Origin of the sequence: Silanimonas sp., from assembly GCF_027531545.1 — a bacterium.
Taxonomy (GTDB): domain Bacteria; phylum Pseudomonadota; class Gammaproteobacteria; order Xanthomonadales; family Xanthomonadaceae; genus Silanimonas.
Genome location: NZ_JAPZSC010000001.1, coordinates 375,352 through 389,275, shown reverse-complemented (window position 1 = coordinate 389,275; position 13,924 = coordinate 375,352). Strand labels below are relative to the sequence as shown.

The following is a 13,924-nucleotide window of genomic DNA, read 5'->3' as shown; positions in this document are numbered from 1 at the left end:
CCAACGTGGAAACGTCCCGTGATTCTATGCGGCCCGCCGCTAGGCCGCTTACTCCGGCGCGTCTTCGCCCTCGTAGCGCACGGCCGTGGCGCCGCGCACCTCGCCGATCGTGGCCGTGGCGTGCACGTAGAGCTTCACCTCGCGCTTGAACACCATCGGGCCGTTCACCTTGGCCTCTGGGCCGATGACGATGCGCGGCAGCTTCTCGCTGCCCCAGTTCCACCAGCCGCGGTTCGGCTCTTCGATCTCGATGCCGCCGGCCTGCGACCCGCGCCCGAGGGTGATGTCGCCGTTCACCGTTCGCAGCATGCCTTGGACCTTGCCGCCGTCGAGGCGGATGCCGCCATTCACGGTTTCCAGCTTCCCGGCGACCACGCCGCGCGCGCCGATGCGGATGGGGCCGTTGACGGTCTCGAGGTCGCCGGACACCTCGCTGTCGATGTCGAGGCTGATGCCGCCGTTGACGGTCTCGGCGCTGCCCAGCTTCACCTTGCCGGCGATGCTGATGCCGCCATTGACGGTTTCGGCGCTGCCGACGGTGGCGCCTTCGTCGATGCTGATGCCGCCGTTCACCGTCTCGGCGCTGCGCACGGTGGCGCCGCGCTGGATGCTGATGCCGCCGTTCACCGAATCGAGGCTGTCGTAGGCCTGGCCGGCCTGGGCGGTGATGCTGCCCAGCACCTTCGACTCGCTCGGCGGGGTGTCGGCCAGGGCGTGCCCGGCGCCGACGGCGAGGGCAAGGGCGAGGACGAGCGGGCTGAGGCGGACGGGATGGCGCATGGCGGGCTCCGGGTCGGATTGACGCGGCCATCCTGCCGCCCGCCGGCTAGACTTGTCGCCTCCCTTTCGTCACTGGTGCAAAGGTCATGGCGTCGCGTCCGAAACCCGTCCTGCTGCTGATCCTCGATGGCTGGGGCCATCGCGACGAGACGGCCGACAACGCCATCGCCCTGGCCCGGGTGCCGCACTGGCGCCGCCTGCTGGCCGAGTGCCCGCACACCCTCGTCCACACCGAGGGCCGCTTCGTCGGCCTGCCGGACGGCCAGATGGGCAATTCCGAAGTCGGCCACATGAACATCGGCGCCGGCCGCATCGTCTACCAGGACCTCACCCGGGTGGACGCCGAGATCGAGAGCGGCGACTTCTTCCGCAACCCCGAGCTGCTGGCCGCCTGCCACGCGGCCCGCGACGCCGGCGGCACCCTGCACCTGATGGGCCTGCTCTCGCCGGGCGGCGTGCACTCGCACGAAGCGCATCTGTTCGCGCTGATCGAGATGGCGAAGCGCGAAGGCGTGGCCCGGGTGGCCGTGCACGCGTTCCTCGATGGCCGCGACATGCCGCCGAAGTCCGCCGAGCCTTCGTTGCGCGCCCTGGCCGACGTGATGGCCAAGGCCGGCAATGCGCGCCTCGCCAGCGTGTCGGGCCGCTACTTCGCGATGGACCGCGACCAGCGCTGGGATCGCGTCGAGCTCGCGTTCCGCGCCATGACCGAAGGCGTCGCCGGGTTCCGCGCGGCCGACGGCCTGGCCGCGCTCGAGGCCGCCTACGCCCGTGGCGAGAACGACGAGTTCGTGAAGCCCACAGTGATCGAGGGCGCCGCCCCGATGCGCGACGGCGACGCCGTGGTCTTCTTCAATTTCCGCGCCGATCGCGCCCGCCAGATCACCGCGGCCTTCACCGTGCCGGGCTTCGACGGTTTCGTGAAGCCGCGCGCGATCGCGCTGTCGCGCTTCGTCGGCATGGCCGAGTACTCGTCGGAACTACCGGCGAAGGTGGCCTATGCGCCGGAAGACCTGCGCGACACGCTGGGCGAAGTGATCGCCGCCGCCGGCTTGAAGCAGCTGCGCATCGCCGAGACCGAGAAGTACGCGCACGTCACGTTCTTCTTCAGCGGCGGCCGCGAGGCGCTGTTGCCGGGCGAATCGCGCGAACTGGTGCCCTCGCCGAAGGTCGCCACCTACGACCTGCAGCCGGAGATGAGCTGCCCCGAGCTCACCGACAAGCTGGTCGCCGCCATCCGCGGCGGCGAGGTCGATTTCATCGCCTGCAACATCGCCAACCCCGACATGGTCGGCCACACCGGGGATTTGCAGGCGGCGATCAAGGCGGCGGAAGCCGTCGACATCGCGCTCGGCCGCTTGCGCGAAGCCATCGAGGCGGTCGGTGGCGAGATGCTCGTGACTGCCGACCACGGCAACCTCGAGATGATGCGCGACCCGGAGACGGGCCAGCCGCACACGGCGCACACCGTCGGCCCGGTGCCCTTCGTCTACGTCGGCCGCAAGGCCACGCTGCGATCGGGCGGCGCGCTTCGCGACATCGCCCCGACCGTGCTGCAGCTGATGGGCCTGCCGAAGCCGGCGGCGATGACCGGCGAATCGCTGGTGCAGCCCGCTTGAGGCCAGCCCGCGCGTTCGCGGCCGGATGGCTGGCGATGCTGTTGGCGTCGTCGGCCTTCGTCGCGGCGCCGTCCTTCGCCCAAGCCCCCGACCCGCAGCGCGCGGCGCGCGAGGCCGAAGCACAGGCCCAGCTCGACGCGTTGAAGCAGCGCGTCGCGGCGCTGGCAGCGGAGCAGAAACGCGCAGAAGCCGTGAAATCCGAGACGCTGACGGCGCTTCGCGAGGCCGATGCGCGCGTGGCCGAGGCGCAGCAGGCCGTCGACACCGCCGAGGCCGAGCAGGCCCGTCTCGCCGAGGCGCTTGCGGTGAAGGAGGCCGAGCGCGCTGCACTGGCCGAAGCCTTGAAGGCGCAGCGCGAGGTGCTGGCCCGGCTGGTGCGCGCCGCCTATGCCGCCGGTCGCCACGAGCAGCTGAAGCTGCTGTTGGCACAGGACCAAGTGGGCGCGATGGGCCGTGCGCTCGCTTACCACCGGCATGTTCAGGCCGATCGCGCGCGCCGCGTGCAGGGCGTGCTGGCCGAACTCGACGCGCTGGCCGCGCTCACCGCCGAGGTGCAGCGCCAGCAGACCGAGGTGGCGGCGGCTGCGACATCGGCGACGGCGGCGCTGGCGGCGCTCGAAACCGAGCGCGAGGCCCGTCGCCAGACCTTGGCGGGCCTCGAAGCCGCGTTCAAGGGCCGCGAAGCACGGATCGCCGCGCTCGGCCGCGACCAGCGCGCGGTCGAAGCGCTGCTGGCCGAATTGCGCGATGCCATCGCCGACATCCCGAAACGGCTCGACGACGATCGGCCCTTCCCCAGCCGTCGCGGCCAGCTGCCGCTGCCGGTGGACGGCGGGCGAGTGCTGGAGCGCTTCGGTGCCGCGCTGCCCGGCGGCCTGCAGAGCGATGGCGTGCGCTTCGCCGTGGCCCGCGGCACGCCGGTGCGCGCCGTCGCCCCGGGGCGCGTGGCCTATGCCGATTGGTTGAAGGGCTACGGCCTGCTGCTGATCCTCGACCACGGCGAAGGCTGGATGAGCCTGTACGCCCACAACGACACGCTGCGTCGCGGCGTGGGCGACTGGGTGGGGCAGGGCGAGACCCTCGCCCGCGCCGGCGACTCCGGCGGTGCGCCGCAGACCGCGCTGTATTTCGAACTGCGCCGCAACGGCCAACCCGTGGATCCGCGCGGCTGGTGGCGCTGAGCCGCATAATGGCGGCCTCTCCGGTGGACGCCATGCAACTCTCCCCCCTTCCGATCCTCCTTGCGCTCGCCGCCTCAACGCCCCTTCGGGCGCAGGTCGATGCGGCCGTCGATCCGCTGGCGCCCGCGCCGTCGTCGGCCGTGCCGCTCGAGGAGATCCGCCGCTTCGCCGAGGTCTTCCGCACCGTGCAGGAGGGCTACGTCGACCCGATCGACGACCGCACGCTGATGCAGGCCGCGGTGCGTGCCCTGCTCGCCGACCTCGACCCGCACAGCGCCTACCTGCCCGCCACCAGTGCCAGTGCCCTCGCCGAGGAAGTGCAGGGCATGTACGACGGCATCGGCGTGGAGGTCGAGGTCCGGCCCGATCGCAGCCTCAAGGTGATCGGCGCCATCGACGGCGGCCCGGCGCACAAGGCCGGGCTGCGCACCGGCGACGTCATCGTCGCCATCGACGGCCGCCCGGCCGGCAGCCTGCGCGATCCCGATCCGTCGCGCGCGTTGCGCGGCGTTGCCGGCACCAGCGTCCGCCTCTCGCTGCTGCGCCCTGGCGAAGCCCTGCCGCGCGACGTCGTGCTGGTGCGGCAGAGCATCGCGCTGTCGAGTGTCAGCGGGCGCCTGCTCGAACCCGGCTACGGCTACCTGCGCATCGGCTATTTCGAAGGCGACACCGCCGACGAACTGAAGCGCCAACTCGCCGCGCTGCAGGCGGCCTCCGGTGGCCCGCTCTCCGGCCTCGTGCTGGACCTGCGCAACAACCCCGGCGGCCTGCTCACCACCGCCATCGAAGTCGCCGACCTCTTCCTCGAGGGCGGCCCGATCGTCAGCACCCGCGGCCGCACCGCGACTTCGAACGTGCTGTACCGCGCCGCCGCCGGCGACGCGCTGCAGGGCGCGCCCATCGCCGTGCTGCTCGATGTCGGCACGGCCAGCTCGGCGGAAGTCGTCGCCGGCGCATTGCGCGACCAGCGCCGCGCCCTGCTGCTCGGCGCGCGCAGCTTCGGCAAGGGCTCGGTGCAGACGGTGGTCGATCTCGGCAACGGCGACGCGTTGAAGCTCACCACTGCGCGCTACTACACGCCGTCGGGGCGTTCGATCCAGGCTGCCGGCATCCTTCCGGATGTCACGCTGCCGGGCACCGCCATCCGCGGGCTGCGCGAGCAGGACCTGCCCACGCATCTCTCCGGCGACGCCGAGGTGCCCGACGGCTACGCCACCGGCGTGATCGTCGAAGGCGAGTCCGCGGTGGCCGAAGCGCTTCGGCGGGTGAAGCAGGCGGCCGCGGCGCGTCAGGCGACGGCCCGGCGCGCCACGAGCGCGGGCTAGCGCCGGCACTCAGGCACGCAGTCGCGACCGGCGCGCCAACGATTCCCGCACCGCCAGCGCGACGAGGAACCCGAAGGCGAAGCCGGCGAGATGCGCCCACCACGCCACGGCGCCGAAACTCGGGCCCGCCCAGGTGAACAGCAACTGCAGCACCACCCACAGGCTGATCAGCGCGACGGCCGGCATGCGCACGAATTCCAGCCAGAGGCCGAGTGGCAGCACCACGCCGAGGCGCGCGTTCGGGAACAGGGCGAGGTAGGCGCCGATCAGCGTCGACACCGCGCCCGACGCGCCGATGATCACGCGGTCGGGGCGGTCCATCGACAGCGCCGCCACGAAGTTCGACAGCGCGCCACCGGCCACGAACAGCGCGAGCAAGCGCCAGGAGCCGAGTGCCCTCTCGGCGGGCAGGCCGAACACCAGCAGGAACAGCATGTTGCCAAGCAGGTGGGTGCCGCTGCTGTGCAGGCCCAGCGTCGTCACGAGGGTGGCTGCGCGCTCCGGCTGCAGCAGGCTGCGCCAGTCCGCCGCCGCGGCCGAGAGCGCACCCCAGCGCAACAGCAGCGCGTCATGGGTGGCGCGGTCGACGAACGCCAGCAGCGCGAATGCGCCGACGCACAGCACGAGCACAAGCGGCGTGGCCCAGCGCCACGTGACGTGGCGGCGTCCCGGCGCATCGACGAACACCATCAGCGCGGAATCCAGAGCACGCGGCCCTGCCAGCCCAGGCGCAGGCCGTCGCGGCGGATCTCCAGCAGCATCAGCCCCGGCTGCAGGGTTTCGCCTTCGCGGCGGCGCTGCCCGTCGACGATGGCGAAGCGGCGCGCCGGATCGTCGGCATACACGTGCATGGACACGCGCAGCGGCGGCAACGCATCGCCGACGCCCTCCGACCAGCGCAGGTCGCCGTCGCGCGGGCCGAGGCCGGTGTCCGCCGTCGCCGACGTGACGGCCTCGGGCTCGATCGGCGCGGTGATCGTTGCCTCGGCGACCGGTGCGGCCTCCGGCGCCGGCCGCGGTGCCGGGGTGATCGATGCCTGTGCGGGCGGCGGCGCGTAGGCGGCCGCCGGCACGGGCTCGATGGGCTCCACGAGTGCCGCGGCCGCCGGGACCACCGCGGGAGGCGCATCGGCCACCGGCGCCCCGCGACCGATGCCCCACCACCACGCCGCGGCGGCGGCCAGCAGCCCGCCGAGCAGCAGGCCACCGATCGCCATCGGCCAGGCCGAGGTCCGGGCCGGGCGCGCGGGACCGACATCACCGAGCAGGCTGGGCGGCGCCGCACGGCGGCGCTCGGCTTCGGAGCGGCGCAGGGCTTCGAGGATCAGCGACACGGCCGGGCCCTCAATCCAAGGCCCGACGCAGCCGCGGGCCGTCGCTGCGTTCCGCGCCAAGCGAGCGCAAGGTGGCCGGGCCCGGCACGCCGTCGACGGCCAGCCCGTGCACCCGCTGCACGTCGCGCAGCGCGTCGGTGAGGGCGGCGTCGAACTCCGAGGGGCCCTGTGGCATCGCTGCTTGCCGCTGCGCCTCCAGTCGCGAGGCCAGCCAATCCACTTCCGGCCCCGTTTCGCCCGCGGTGGGAATGCGCGCCAAGGCCAAGGGGCCGCGCCAGATCGACAAGTGGCGGCCGCGGAAATGGCGGTTGAAGTCGACGCGCGGGATGTCGACGGCGATGTCGCCGAGCCACAGGCGCACGCGCAGCGCGTCCGCGCCGAGCAGCACCGCCCAGACGCGTTGACCGTCCTCGCCGTCGAGCTGGACCAGCGCGGGGCGCTGCAGCGCCACCAAGGCGTCGAGGCTGGTGGTGCCGGTCTGGCACAGCAGGCCGGGCGCGAGCACGGGCGGGCAGTCGGCGAGGCGTCGCGGCGTGGCCTCCTGCGCCCGCACCGCCCACATCCGCATCAGTTCCGCCGCGGCGGGCGCCGGCGAGTCGTCGAGCTGCCGAAGCCGGGCCGCGAGGGTCGCCCCATCGAGGCGCGGCGGCGGGATCGGTATGGACAGCCCTGCGGCGGGCTCGGGCGTCGGTGGCGCCGAGGAGCGTCGCGGCGCCAGCGCGAACAGCGCGATGCCGATCGCCAGGGCCGCGCCGACCACCACCGGCATCGAAGGTTTCGGCAGGCGCTTCAGCGGGCGCACCAGCACCTCGCGCGCCGCCAGATCGACGAGGCGTTCGCCGACCGGATGCTCGTCGCGCGCGTAGCCGGCGAGCAGGGCGCGCTCGGCGATCACGTTCACCAGCCGCGGCACGCCGCCGGCATGGTGGTGCAGCCGCTTCACCGCGAGACGGGTGAAAGGAAAGCGCGTGGCGCCGGCCACCGCGACGCGATGGCGGACGTAGGCCTCGATTTCGTCGGCGTCGAGCGGCGTCAGGTGGAAGCGCGCGGTGATGCGCTGCGCGAGTTGGCGCAGCTCGGGGCGGTCGAGCAGGTCGCGCAGCTCGGGCTGGCCGAGCAGCACCATCTGCAGCAGCTTCTGCGTGGGCGTTTCGAGGTTGGTGAGCAGGCGCACCTGCTCCAGCGCCTCCTTCGAGAGGTTCTGCGCTTCGTCGATGATCACCACCACGCGCAGGCCCTGCGCATAGGCGTCGATGAGGTAAGCGTTCAGCCGGTCGTAGAGGCCCTTCAGGCTGCCACGCACCGCGCTGATCTCGAGGCGCAGCTCCTCGGCGATGGCTTCCAGCAATTCCACGGGCGAAAGCAGCGGGTTCAGCACGAGGGCGACGCGCACGTTCTCGGGCAGCTGCTCCAGCAGCAGCCGGCACAGCGTGGTTTTTCCCGTACCGACTTCGCCCGTCAGCTGCACGAAGCCGCCGCCACCGCCCTGGGTGATGCCGTAGTGCAGGTGCGCGAGCGCGTCCCGGTGGCGCTCGCTCAGGTACACGAAGCGCGGGTCCGGTGTGATCGAGAACGGCGCTTCGGCGAAGCCGTAGTACTCGAGGAGCATTCGAGGGAATCACCGGGATGGGCGGTAAGCCTGCCACGGATGCCCGGCCATGCGCAGGGCGCTGGCGGGGGCGGGCGCCCTCTTGCACACTCGGCCGATGCGATGCGCGGCCCTCCTCCTGGTGTTGCTGGCGACCGGCGCGAACGCGGGCCCTCCCCCGCGCTTCGTCCTCGAGCCGGCCGAGCGCGTCTACCTCGACGCCAAGGGACCTTTGCGCCTGTGCGTCGATCCCGCCTGGGCGCCGCTCGAGAGCGTCGACGCCTCCGGGCGCCATGTCGGCATCGGCGCGGATGTCATGGCCTTGCTGTCGGCCCGCGCCGGCATCGAACTCCGCCTCGTGCCGACCGCGTCCTGGGCGGAGTCGATGGCCAAGGCCCAGGCCCGCGAGTGCGACCTGCTCTCCATGGTCACGCGCACGCGGGAGCGGGAGGCCTTGTTCGATTTCACCGACCCCTACATCGACATCCCCGGCGTCATCGTCACCCGCGGCGACGTGCACCACGTCACCGACCTCGTCCAGGTGCTCGACGAGCCGCTGGGGATCATGCGCGGCTTTTCCACGGTGAAAACGCTGCGCGATCAGTACCCGGGCATCCGCCTCGTCGAGGTCGACAGCTATCGCGAGGGCTTCGAAAAGGTGCAGGCCGGGGAACTGTTCGGGATGCTGGGCAACATGGCCAGCATCGGCCATACCTTGCAGGGCGACGGCATCGTCGACCTGAAGATCGCCGGCTGGGCCGGCGACTTCACGCGCCCGGCCATCGCCACCCGCAACGACGAACCGCAGCTCGGCCGCATCTTGCAACGCCTCGTCGCTTCGCTGAGCCCCGACGAGCGCCAGCCGATCCTCAACCGCTGGCTCGCCGTTCGCTTCGACACCGGCTTCGACCCGCGCTGGTTCTGGCGCACCACGGTGCCGATCCTCGTCGGCCTGTTGGCCTTGCTCGCCTGGTCGGTGTCCCTGCGGCGGCTCAATGCCAAGCTCCGCCTCGCGAACGCGAAGCTCGCCGAATCCAGCCGGCGCGACGCGCTGACCGGCCTCGGCAACCGCATGCACCTCGACGAGCAGCTGCCGGCGCGCCTGCACCTGTGCGCGCGCAACGGGCTGCCGCTGGTCGTCGCGATGGTCGACATCGACCACTTCAAGCACGTCAACGATCGCCACGGCCATCCGGTGGGCGACGGCGCGCTGCGCGCCATGGCCGCCGAGTTGCGCGCCGCGTTCCGCCGCGAGGACGATCTGCTGGTGCGCTACGGCGGCGAGGAATTCGTGGTGCTGCTCACCGGCGGCAGCATCGAGGAGGCCTTGGCCCAGCTGCAGGCGTTCCGCGAGCACATCGCCGGGGCGATGCTGGATGCCGCGGGCGTGCCGCTGCAGCTGACGGTGAGCATCGGCGTGCAGGCCGTCCGCCCCACCGCCGTCGATACACCGGAAAAGCTGCTGCAAGCCGCCGACGCGGCGCTCTACGTGGCCAAGGCTGAGGGCCGCAACCGCCTCGTGCGCGCCCCGCGCGGATGAGGCGGGCTCAGCGCCGCCGGCCGACGCCCCACAGCCCGAACACCGCGAACAACCCGCCGCCGATGCCCAGCATGATCGGCAGTCCCCACAGGCCCATGGTGCTGTCGGGCAGGGCTTCGCGCGTGGCCGGATGGACGCGCAGGGCGAACGCATCGCCGACGTCGTAGCTGGCCTCGCTTTCCGGCTCGTCGCGGCCGCGCGACTGGCCCGCACCGGTGCGCATCCGGCGGGTGTCATTCGCGACCGTGTACTCGACCACCGCGGTGAATTTCGTGCAGGCCCGGCGCGGCTTGCGCCCGCAGCGCGCGTTGCGCGATTCGATGTCGACGACGATGCCGCTGGTGGGTACGGCCTGGCGGACGAAGTTCGCCCGCTGCACGCCGATCACGCCGGCGAGCGCCAGCAGCACGAGGGCGAAGAGCATCAGCACGGCCTTCATGGCTTCGCTCCCGGGCCGAACAGGCCGCGCACGGTCAGCACCAGCCAGGCGAGGTGCGTCGCACCGAGGGCCACCAGCCATGCCGTGCCCGCCGCGCTTTCCGCAGGCAGGGCCGGTGCCGCGACGATGACGCTCCAGCCCAGCGTGCTGCTCAGGGCGCTCGGCAGGTCGGCCCAAGCGCCGGGTTCGGCGAGCACGCCGCCGGCCACATGGAAGCCGGCCAGCGCGAAGGCGTAGATCGACAGGACCAGCAGGAATGCCGCCGCCAGAAGGTGGAGCCCGGCCGGCAGTCGGCGTTCCACGAAGCTGCGCAGCAGGTCGTTGCCCGAGACGAGGCGCAGCAGCCGCAGCAGGCGGGCGAGGCGCGCCACGATGGCGACGCCACCGGCCAGCGGCAGCAGCGACAGCACGACGATGGCGGTATCGAAGGTGTTCCAGCCGTTGCGGAAGAACCCGCCCAGCGGCTTGCCGTGCGCGAGCATCCGCAGCGCGATCTCGATGACGAACCACGCCGTCGAGACCGCGAACAGGCCTTCCAGCAAGCCTTCGAAGGACTCGGCGACGCCGGGCAGGGCCTCGACCCCGAGCGCCACCGCGTTGATCGCGATCAGCGCGTGCGTGAACGCGATGAAGCCCGGGTTGGCGACGAAGCGTCGCAGGCGCAGCGGCCCCTGGCCCGCGACCGCCGGGATGGTGGGAGAGCTCGAGCCGGACGCCGGCCCTGTCGCGCCCCCGCGCCGTGTTCCACCGTGCTTTGCTCCGCCGCGCTTCGTCATCGCGCGCTTACTCGGCCAGCGTCAGCAGCGAGGCGTTGCCGCCGGCCGCCGTGGTGTTCACCGTGAGCGTGCGCTCGGTGGCGAACTTGGCGAGGTAGTGCGGGCCGCCAGCCTTCGGGCCGGTGCCCGAGAGGCCCTCGCCGCCGAAGGGCTGCACGCCGACCACCGCGCCGATCTGGTTGCGGTTGACGTAGCAGTTGCCCACGCGCACGTGCTTCGCGATGTGGTCGATCGTCGCGTCGATGCGCGAGTGGATGCCCAGCGTCAGGCCGAAGCCGGTGCCGTTGATGTCGTTGATGACGCCATCGAGGTTGTCGGCCTTCCAGCGCACCACGTGCAGGATCGGGCCGAACACCTCGCGGTCGAGTTGCGAGAGCGACTTCAGTTCGTAGGCGCGCGGGGCGACGAAGCAGCCGTGCGCGACAGCCTCGGGCAGCGGCGCCATCTTGATGAGGCGGGCTTCCTTGTCCATGCGCGCGGCATGCGTTTCGAGGCCGCGCTTGGCGTCCTCGTCGATCACCGGGCCGACGTCGGTGCTGAGCAGGCCCGGGTCGCCGATCACGAGTTCATCCATCGCGCCGGCGAGCATGTGCATCACCTTGTCCGCGATGTCGTCCTGCACGAACAGCACGCGCGCCGCCGAGCAGCGCTGGCCGGCGGAATCGAAGGCCGAGGCCACGGCGTCCTTCACCACCTGCTCGGGCAGCGAGGAGGAGTCGGCGATCAGCGCGTTCTGGCCGCCGGTCTCGGCGATCAGCGAAGCGATCGGGGCGTTGCGCGCGGCCAGCGTGCGGTTGATGGCCCAGGCCGTCTCGTTCGAGCCGGTGAAGGCCACGCCGGCCACGCGCGGGTCGCGGGTCAGGCCGGCGCCGACGGTGGCGCCGTCGCCCGGCAGGAACTGCAGCACGTCCTCGGGGATGCCGGCTTCGTGCAGCAGCTTGGTTGCGGCGAACGCGACGAGCGTCGTCTGCTCGGCGGGCTTGGCGATCACGCTGTTGCCCGCCGCGAGCGCGGCGGCCACCTGGCCGAGGTAGATGGCGAGCGGGAAGTTCCACGGGCTGATGCACACGAACACGCCGCGGCCGTGCAGGGTGAGCTGGTTCGACTCGCCGGTCGGGCCGGGCAGCTTCACCGGCGCGAAGAGTTCGCGCGCCTGCAGCGCGTAGTAGCGCAGGAAGTCGACGGCCTCGCGCACCTCGGCCACCGAGGCCGAGAGGCTCTTGCCGGCTTCCTTGACGCACATCGCCATGTACTCCGGCGTGCGCGCTTCCAGCAGGTCGGCGGCCTTCTCGAGGATCACCGCGCGGCTGGCGGCGGGCAGGGCGTCCCAGCCGGGCTGCGCCTTCACGCCGTTCGCCAACGCCTGCTGCACGTTGGCCTCCGAGGCGGCGAGGTACTCGCCCACGGCCTCGCGGCGGTCGGCGGGATTGGTCACCTTCACGGTCGCGCCGAAGGCCGATGCGCCCGCCACCAGCGGCTGGGCCGACCAGGGCTTCACGGCGGCGTTGATCTTGGCGGCGAGGTCGCGCAGCTGCGCGTCGTTGGCGAGGTTGATGCCCATCGAATTGGTCCGGGGTTCGTTCTGCGAGCGGAAGAGGTCGCGCGGCTGCGGGATGTGCGGGTGCGGCTTGATGGTGTTGCGCTCCACCGTCGCCACCGGGTCGGCGACGAGGTCGGCGGCGCGCACGCGGCTGTCGGTGATGCGGTTGACGAAGCTGGAGTTCGCGCCGTTCTCGAGCAGGCGGCGCACGAGGTAGGGCAGCAGGTCCTCGTGCGAGCCCACCGGGGCGTAGACGCGGCAGGGCACGCCGAGTTGGTCGGCGCCGATCACCTCGGCGTAGAGGTCTTCGCCCATGCCGTGCAGGCGCTGGTACTCGTAGTCACGGCGCGTGCCGCCCTCGTTCGCCATCGCGTGGATCGCGGCGATGGTCTGCGCGTTGTGCGTGGCGAACATCGGGTACAGCGCATCGGTGGCCGCGAACATGCGGCGCGCGCAGGCGAGGTAGCTGACATCCGTGTTCACCTTGCGGGTGAACACCGGGTAGCCGCCGAAGCCTTCCACCTGCGCCTTCTTGATCTCCGAATCCCAGTAGGCGCCCTTCACGAGGCGCATCGGCATCCGGCGACCGACCTGCCGCGCCAGCGTGGCCAGCTCGTCGATCACGAAGGGGGCGCGCTTCTGGTAGGCCTGCACGGCGAGGCCGTATCCCTCCCAGCCGTCGAGGCTCTTGTCCGCAAAGGCGGTACCGATCACGTCGAGCGAGAGTTCGAGGCGCTCGCTTTCCTCGGCATCGATGGTGAAGCCGATCGACTGCGCCTTCGCGTGCTGGGCCAGCTCCAGCACCATCGGCGTCAGCTCCGCCATCACGCGGGCGCGCTTGCCCACTTCATAGCGCGGATGCAGAGCCGAGAGCTTCACGGAAATCGAGGGCGCCGCGAAGACGCTTTCCGCGCCACCGACGGATTTCAGCGAGGCGCCGATGGCGCCAATGGCGTCCTTGTAGGCCTGGAAGTAGCGGGCGGCGTCCTTGGTGGTGAGGGCGCCTTCGCCCAGCATGTCGAAGCTGTAGCGGTAGCGGGCGTTCTCGCCCTTCAGGCTGCGCTCGAGGGCCTCGGTGATCGTGCGCCCCATCACGAATTGGTGGCCCATGATCTTCATGGCCTGGCGCACCGCGAGCCGGATCACCGGCTCGCCCGTCCGGGCGACCAGGCGGCGGAAGGCGCCGCCGAAGTCGCGGCGGGTGTCCTCGGCGAGGCTCACCACGCGGCCGGTCAGCATCAGGCCCCAGGTGGAGGCGTTGACCAGGACGGACGAGGAGCCACCCAGGTGCTTCTCCCATGCGGCGTCGCCCAGCTTGTCGCGGATGAGCTTGTCGGCGGTCAGCTGGTCGGGGATGCGCAGCAGGGCCTCGGCCACGCACATCAGCAGCACGCCCTCCTCGGAGCTGAGGTCGTACTGGCGCATGAAGGCCTGCACCAGCTCCGGATCGGCGGCGCGGACCCGGGTGCGCTCCACCAGCGCCTCGGCCGTGGCCTGCACCCGGGCCTGGACGTCGGTCGGAAGGCGGGCGGCGGCCAGCAGCTCGGCCAGGTGGTCCGACTCGTCGCGGGCATAGGCCGCGGTGGTGCGTTCACGCGCCGGACCGGGCGCGGCGGGCAGTTCTGGGCTGAGGATGGGCTTCACGCGGTGACCGGCAGCGGCGAGGAAAGGCGGAAGTGTGCCCGCGGCCCCGAACCCCCGTAACCCCCTGCTGTTTGACTCGGGAAATTCCCGCGGTAGCGCCTCCCGGGGCCTTCACTCACAGGGCTTTGCTTGCCCCCCCCGACGGCCGGGCCGTAAAC

The 13,924-nt window shown here is 71.9% G+C and carries 11 protein-coding genes; 4 read left to right on the top strand and 7 right to left on the bottom strand.

Annotated features, from left to right (window positions below; translation table 11 throughout):
- Positions 1-48 precede the first annotated feature (48 nt).
- Positions 49-780 carry a hypothetical protein gene (locus O9280_RS01730; protein ID WP_298338018.1) on the bottom strand — a complete coding sequence of 244 codons (732 nt, stop codon included), beginning with the start codon at positions 778-780 and terminating at the stop codon, positions 49-51.
- Positions 781-866: 86 nt separating this feature from the next.
- Here O9280_RS01730 and gpmI point away from each other — a divergent pair, with 86 nt between their 5' ends.
- Genes gpmI through O9280_RS01715 form a run of 3 tightly spaced genes read left to right on the top strand, consistent with a single transcriptional unit; the run spans position 867 to position 4,905 of the window.
- On the top strand, positions 867-2,399 hold the full coding sequence (gene gpmI, locus O9280_RS01725) for a 2,3-bisphosphoglycerate-independent phosphoglycerate mutase (protein WP_298338016.1): 1,533 nt from the start codon (positions 867-869) through the stop codon (positions 2,397-2,399).
- Entirely contained in the window at positions 2,396-3,580 is a 1,185-nt protein-coding gene (locus tag O9280_RS01720) for a peptidoglycan DD-metalloendopeptidase family protein (RefSeq protein WP_298338015.1), read from the top strand. Before gpmI ends, O9280_RS01720 begins: the two co-directional genes overlap by 4 nt.
- Before the next feature lie 32 nt (positions 3,581-3,612).
- A complete protein-coding gene (locus O9280_RS01715; RefSeq protein WP_298338013.1) occupies positions 3,613-4,905 on the top strand; it encodes a S41 family peptidase in 1,293 nt (430 codons plus the stop codon).
- 9 nt (positions 4,906-4,914) lie between these two features.
- On the opposite strand, the gene O9280_RS01710 is transcribed toward O9280_RS01715, so the two are convergent.
- From O9280_RS01710 to O9280_RS01700, 3 genes are read right to left on the bottom strand one after another with little or no spacing between them, the layout of a single operon-like run.
- Entirely contained in the window at positions 4,915-5,592 is a 678-nt protein-coding gene (locus tag O9280_RS01710) for a rhomboid family intramembrane serine protease (protein ID WP_297876696.1), read from the bottom strand.
- A gap of 2 nt (positions 5,593-5,594) precedes the next feature.
- Positions 5,595-6,239 (bottom strand): general secretion pathway protein GspB, encoded by a 645-nt coding sequence (locus O9280_RS01705; protein ID WP_298338011.1) that lies wholly within the window; start codon positions 6,237-6,239, stop codon positions 5,595-5,597.
- Positions 6,240-6,249: 10 nt separating this feature from the next.
- Complete coding sequence (locus tag O9280_RS01700) at positions 6,250-7,848, bottom strand: AAA family ATPase (protein ID WP_298338009.1); 1,599 nt, start codon at positions 7,846-7,848, stop codon at positions 6,250-6,252.
- Positions 7,849-7,945: 97 nt separating this feature from the next.
- Between O9280_RS01700 and O9280_RS01695 the strand changes: the two genes are divergently transcribed.
- Entirely contained in the window at positions 7,946-9,367 is a 1,422-nt protein-coding gene (locus O9280_RS01695; protein ID WP_298338007.1) for a diguanylate cyclase, read from the top strand.
- A 7-nt stretch (positions 9,368-9,374) separates the two neighbouring features.
- Here the strand turns inward: O9280_RS01695 and O9280_RS01690 are convergent, their stop codons facing one another.
- Genes O9280_RS01690 through putA form a run of 3 tightly spaced genes read right to left on the bottom strand, consistent with a single transcriptional unit; the run spans position 9,375 to position 13,766 of the window.
- Positions 9,375-9,806, bottom strand: a complete 432-nt coding sequence (locus O9280_RS01690) for a DUF3592 domain-containing protein (RefSeq protein ID WP_298338005.1) — start codon at positions 9,804-9,806, stop codon at positions 9,375-9,377.
- The gene (locus O9280_RS01685) at positions 9,803-10,582 is read right to left on the bottom strand and encodes an ion transporter (RefSeq protein WP_298338003.1); all 780 of its coding nucleotides are present in this window, start codon (positions 10,580-10,582) and stop codon (positions 9,803-9,805) included. The genes O9280_RS01690 and O9280_RS01685 overlap by 4 nt, the downstream gene beginning before the upstream one ends.
- Before the next feature lie 7 nt (positions 10,583-10,589).
- A complete protein-coding gene (putA, locus tag O9280_RS01680) occupies positions 10,590-13,766 on the bottom strand; it encodes a bifunctional proline dehydrogenase/L-glutamate gamma-semialdehyde dehydrogenase PutA (RefSeq protein WP_298338001.1) in 3,177 nt (1,058 codons plus the stop codon).
- Positions 13,767-13,924: the final 158 nt, after the last annotated feature.

Bases quoted from the DNA above. Each gene is read 5' to 3' on its own strand.
- O9280_RS01730 (WP_298338018.1), bottom strand. From the start codon at position 780: ATGCGCCATCCCGTCCGCCTCAGCCCGCTCGTCCTCGCCCTTGCCCTC.
- gpmI (WP_298338016.1), top strand. From the start codon at position 867: ATGGCGTCGCGTCCGAAACCCGTCCTGCTGCTGATCCTCGATGGCTGG.
- O9280_RS01715 (WP_298338013.1), top strand. From the start codon at position 3,613: ATGCAACTCTCCCCCCTTCCGATCCTCCTTGCGCTCGCCGCCTCAACG.
- O9280_RS01700 (WP_298338009.1), bottom strand. From the start codon at position 7,848: ATGCTCCTCGAGTACTACGGCTTCGCCGAAGCGCCGTTCTCGATCACA.
- O9280_RS01695 (WP_298338007.1), top strand. From the start codon at position 7,946: ATGCGATGCGCGGCCCTCCTCCTGGTGTTGCTGGCGACCGGCGCGAAC.
- O9280_RS01690 (WP_298338005.1), bottom strand. From the start codon at position 9,806: ATGAAGGCCGTGCTGATGCTCTTCGCCCTCGTGCTGCTGGCGCTCGCC.
- O9280_RS01685 (WP_298338003.1), bottom strand. From the start codon at position 10,582: ATGACGAAGCGCGGCGGAGCAAAGCACGGTGGAACACGGCGCGGGGGC.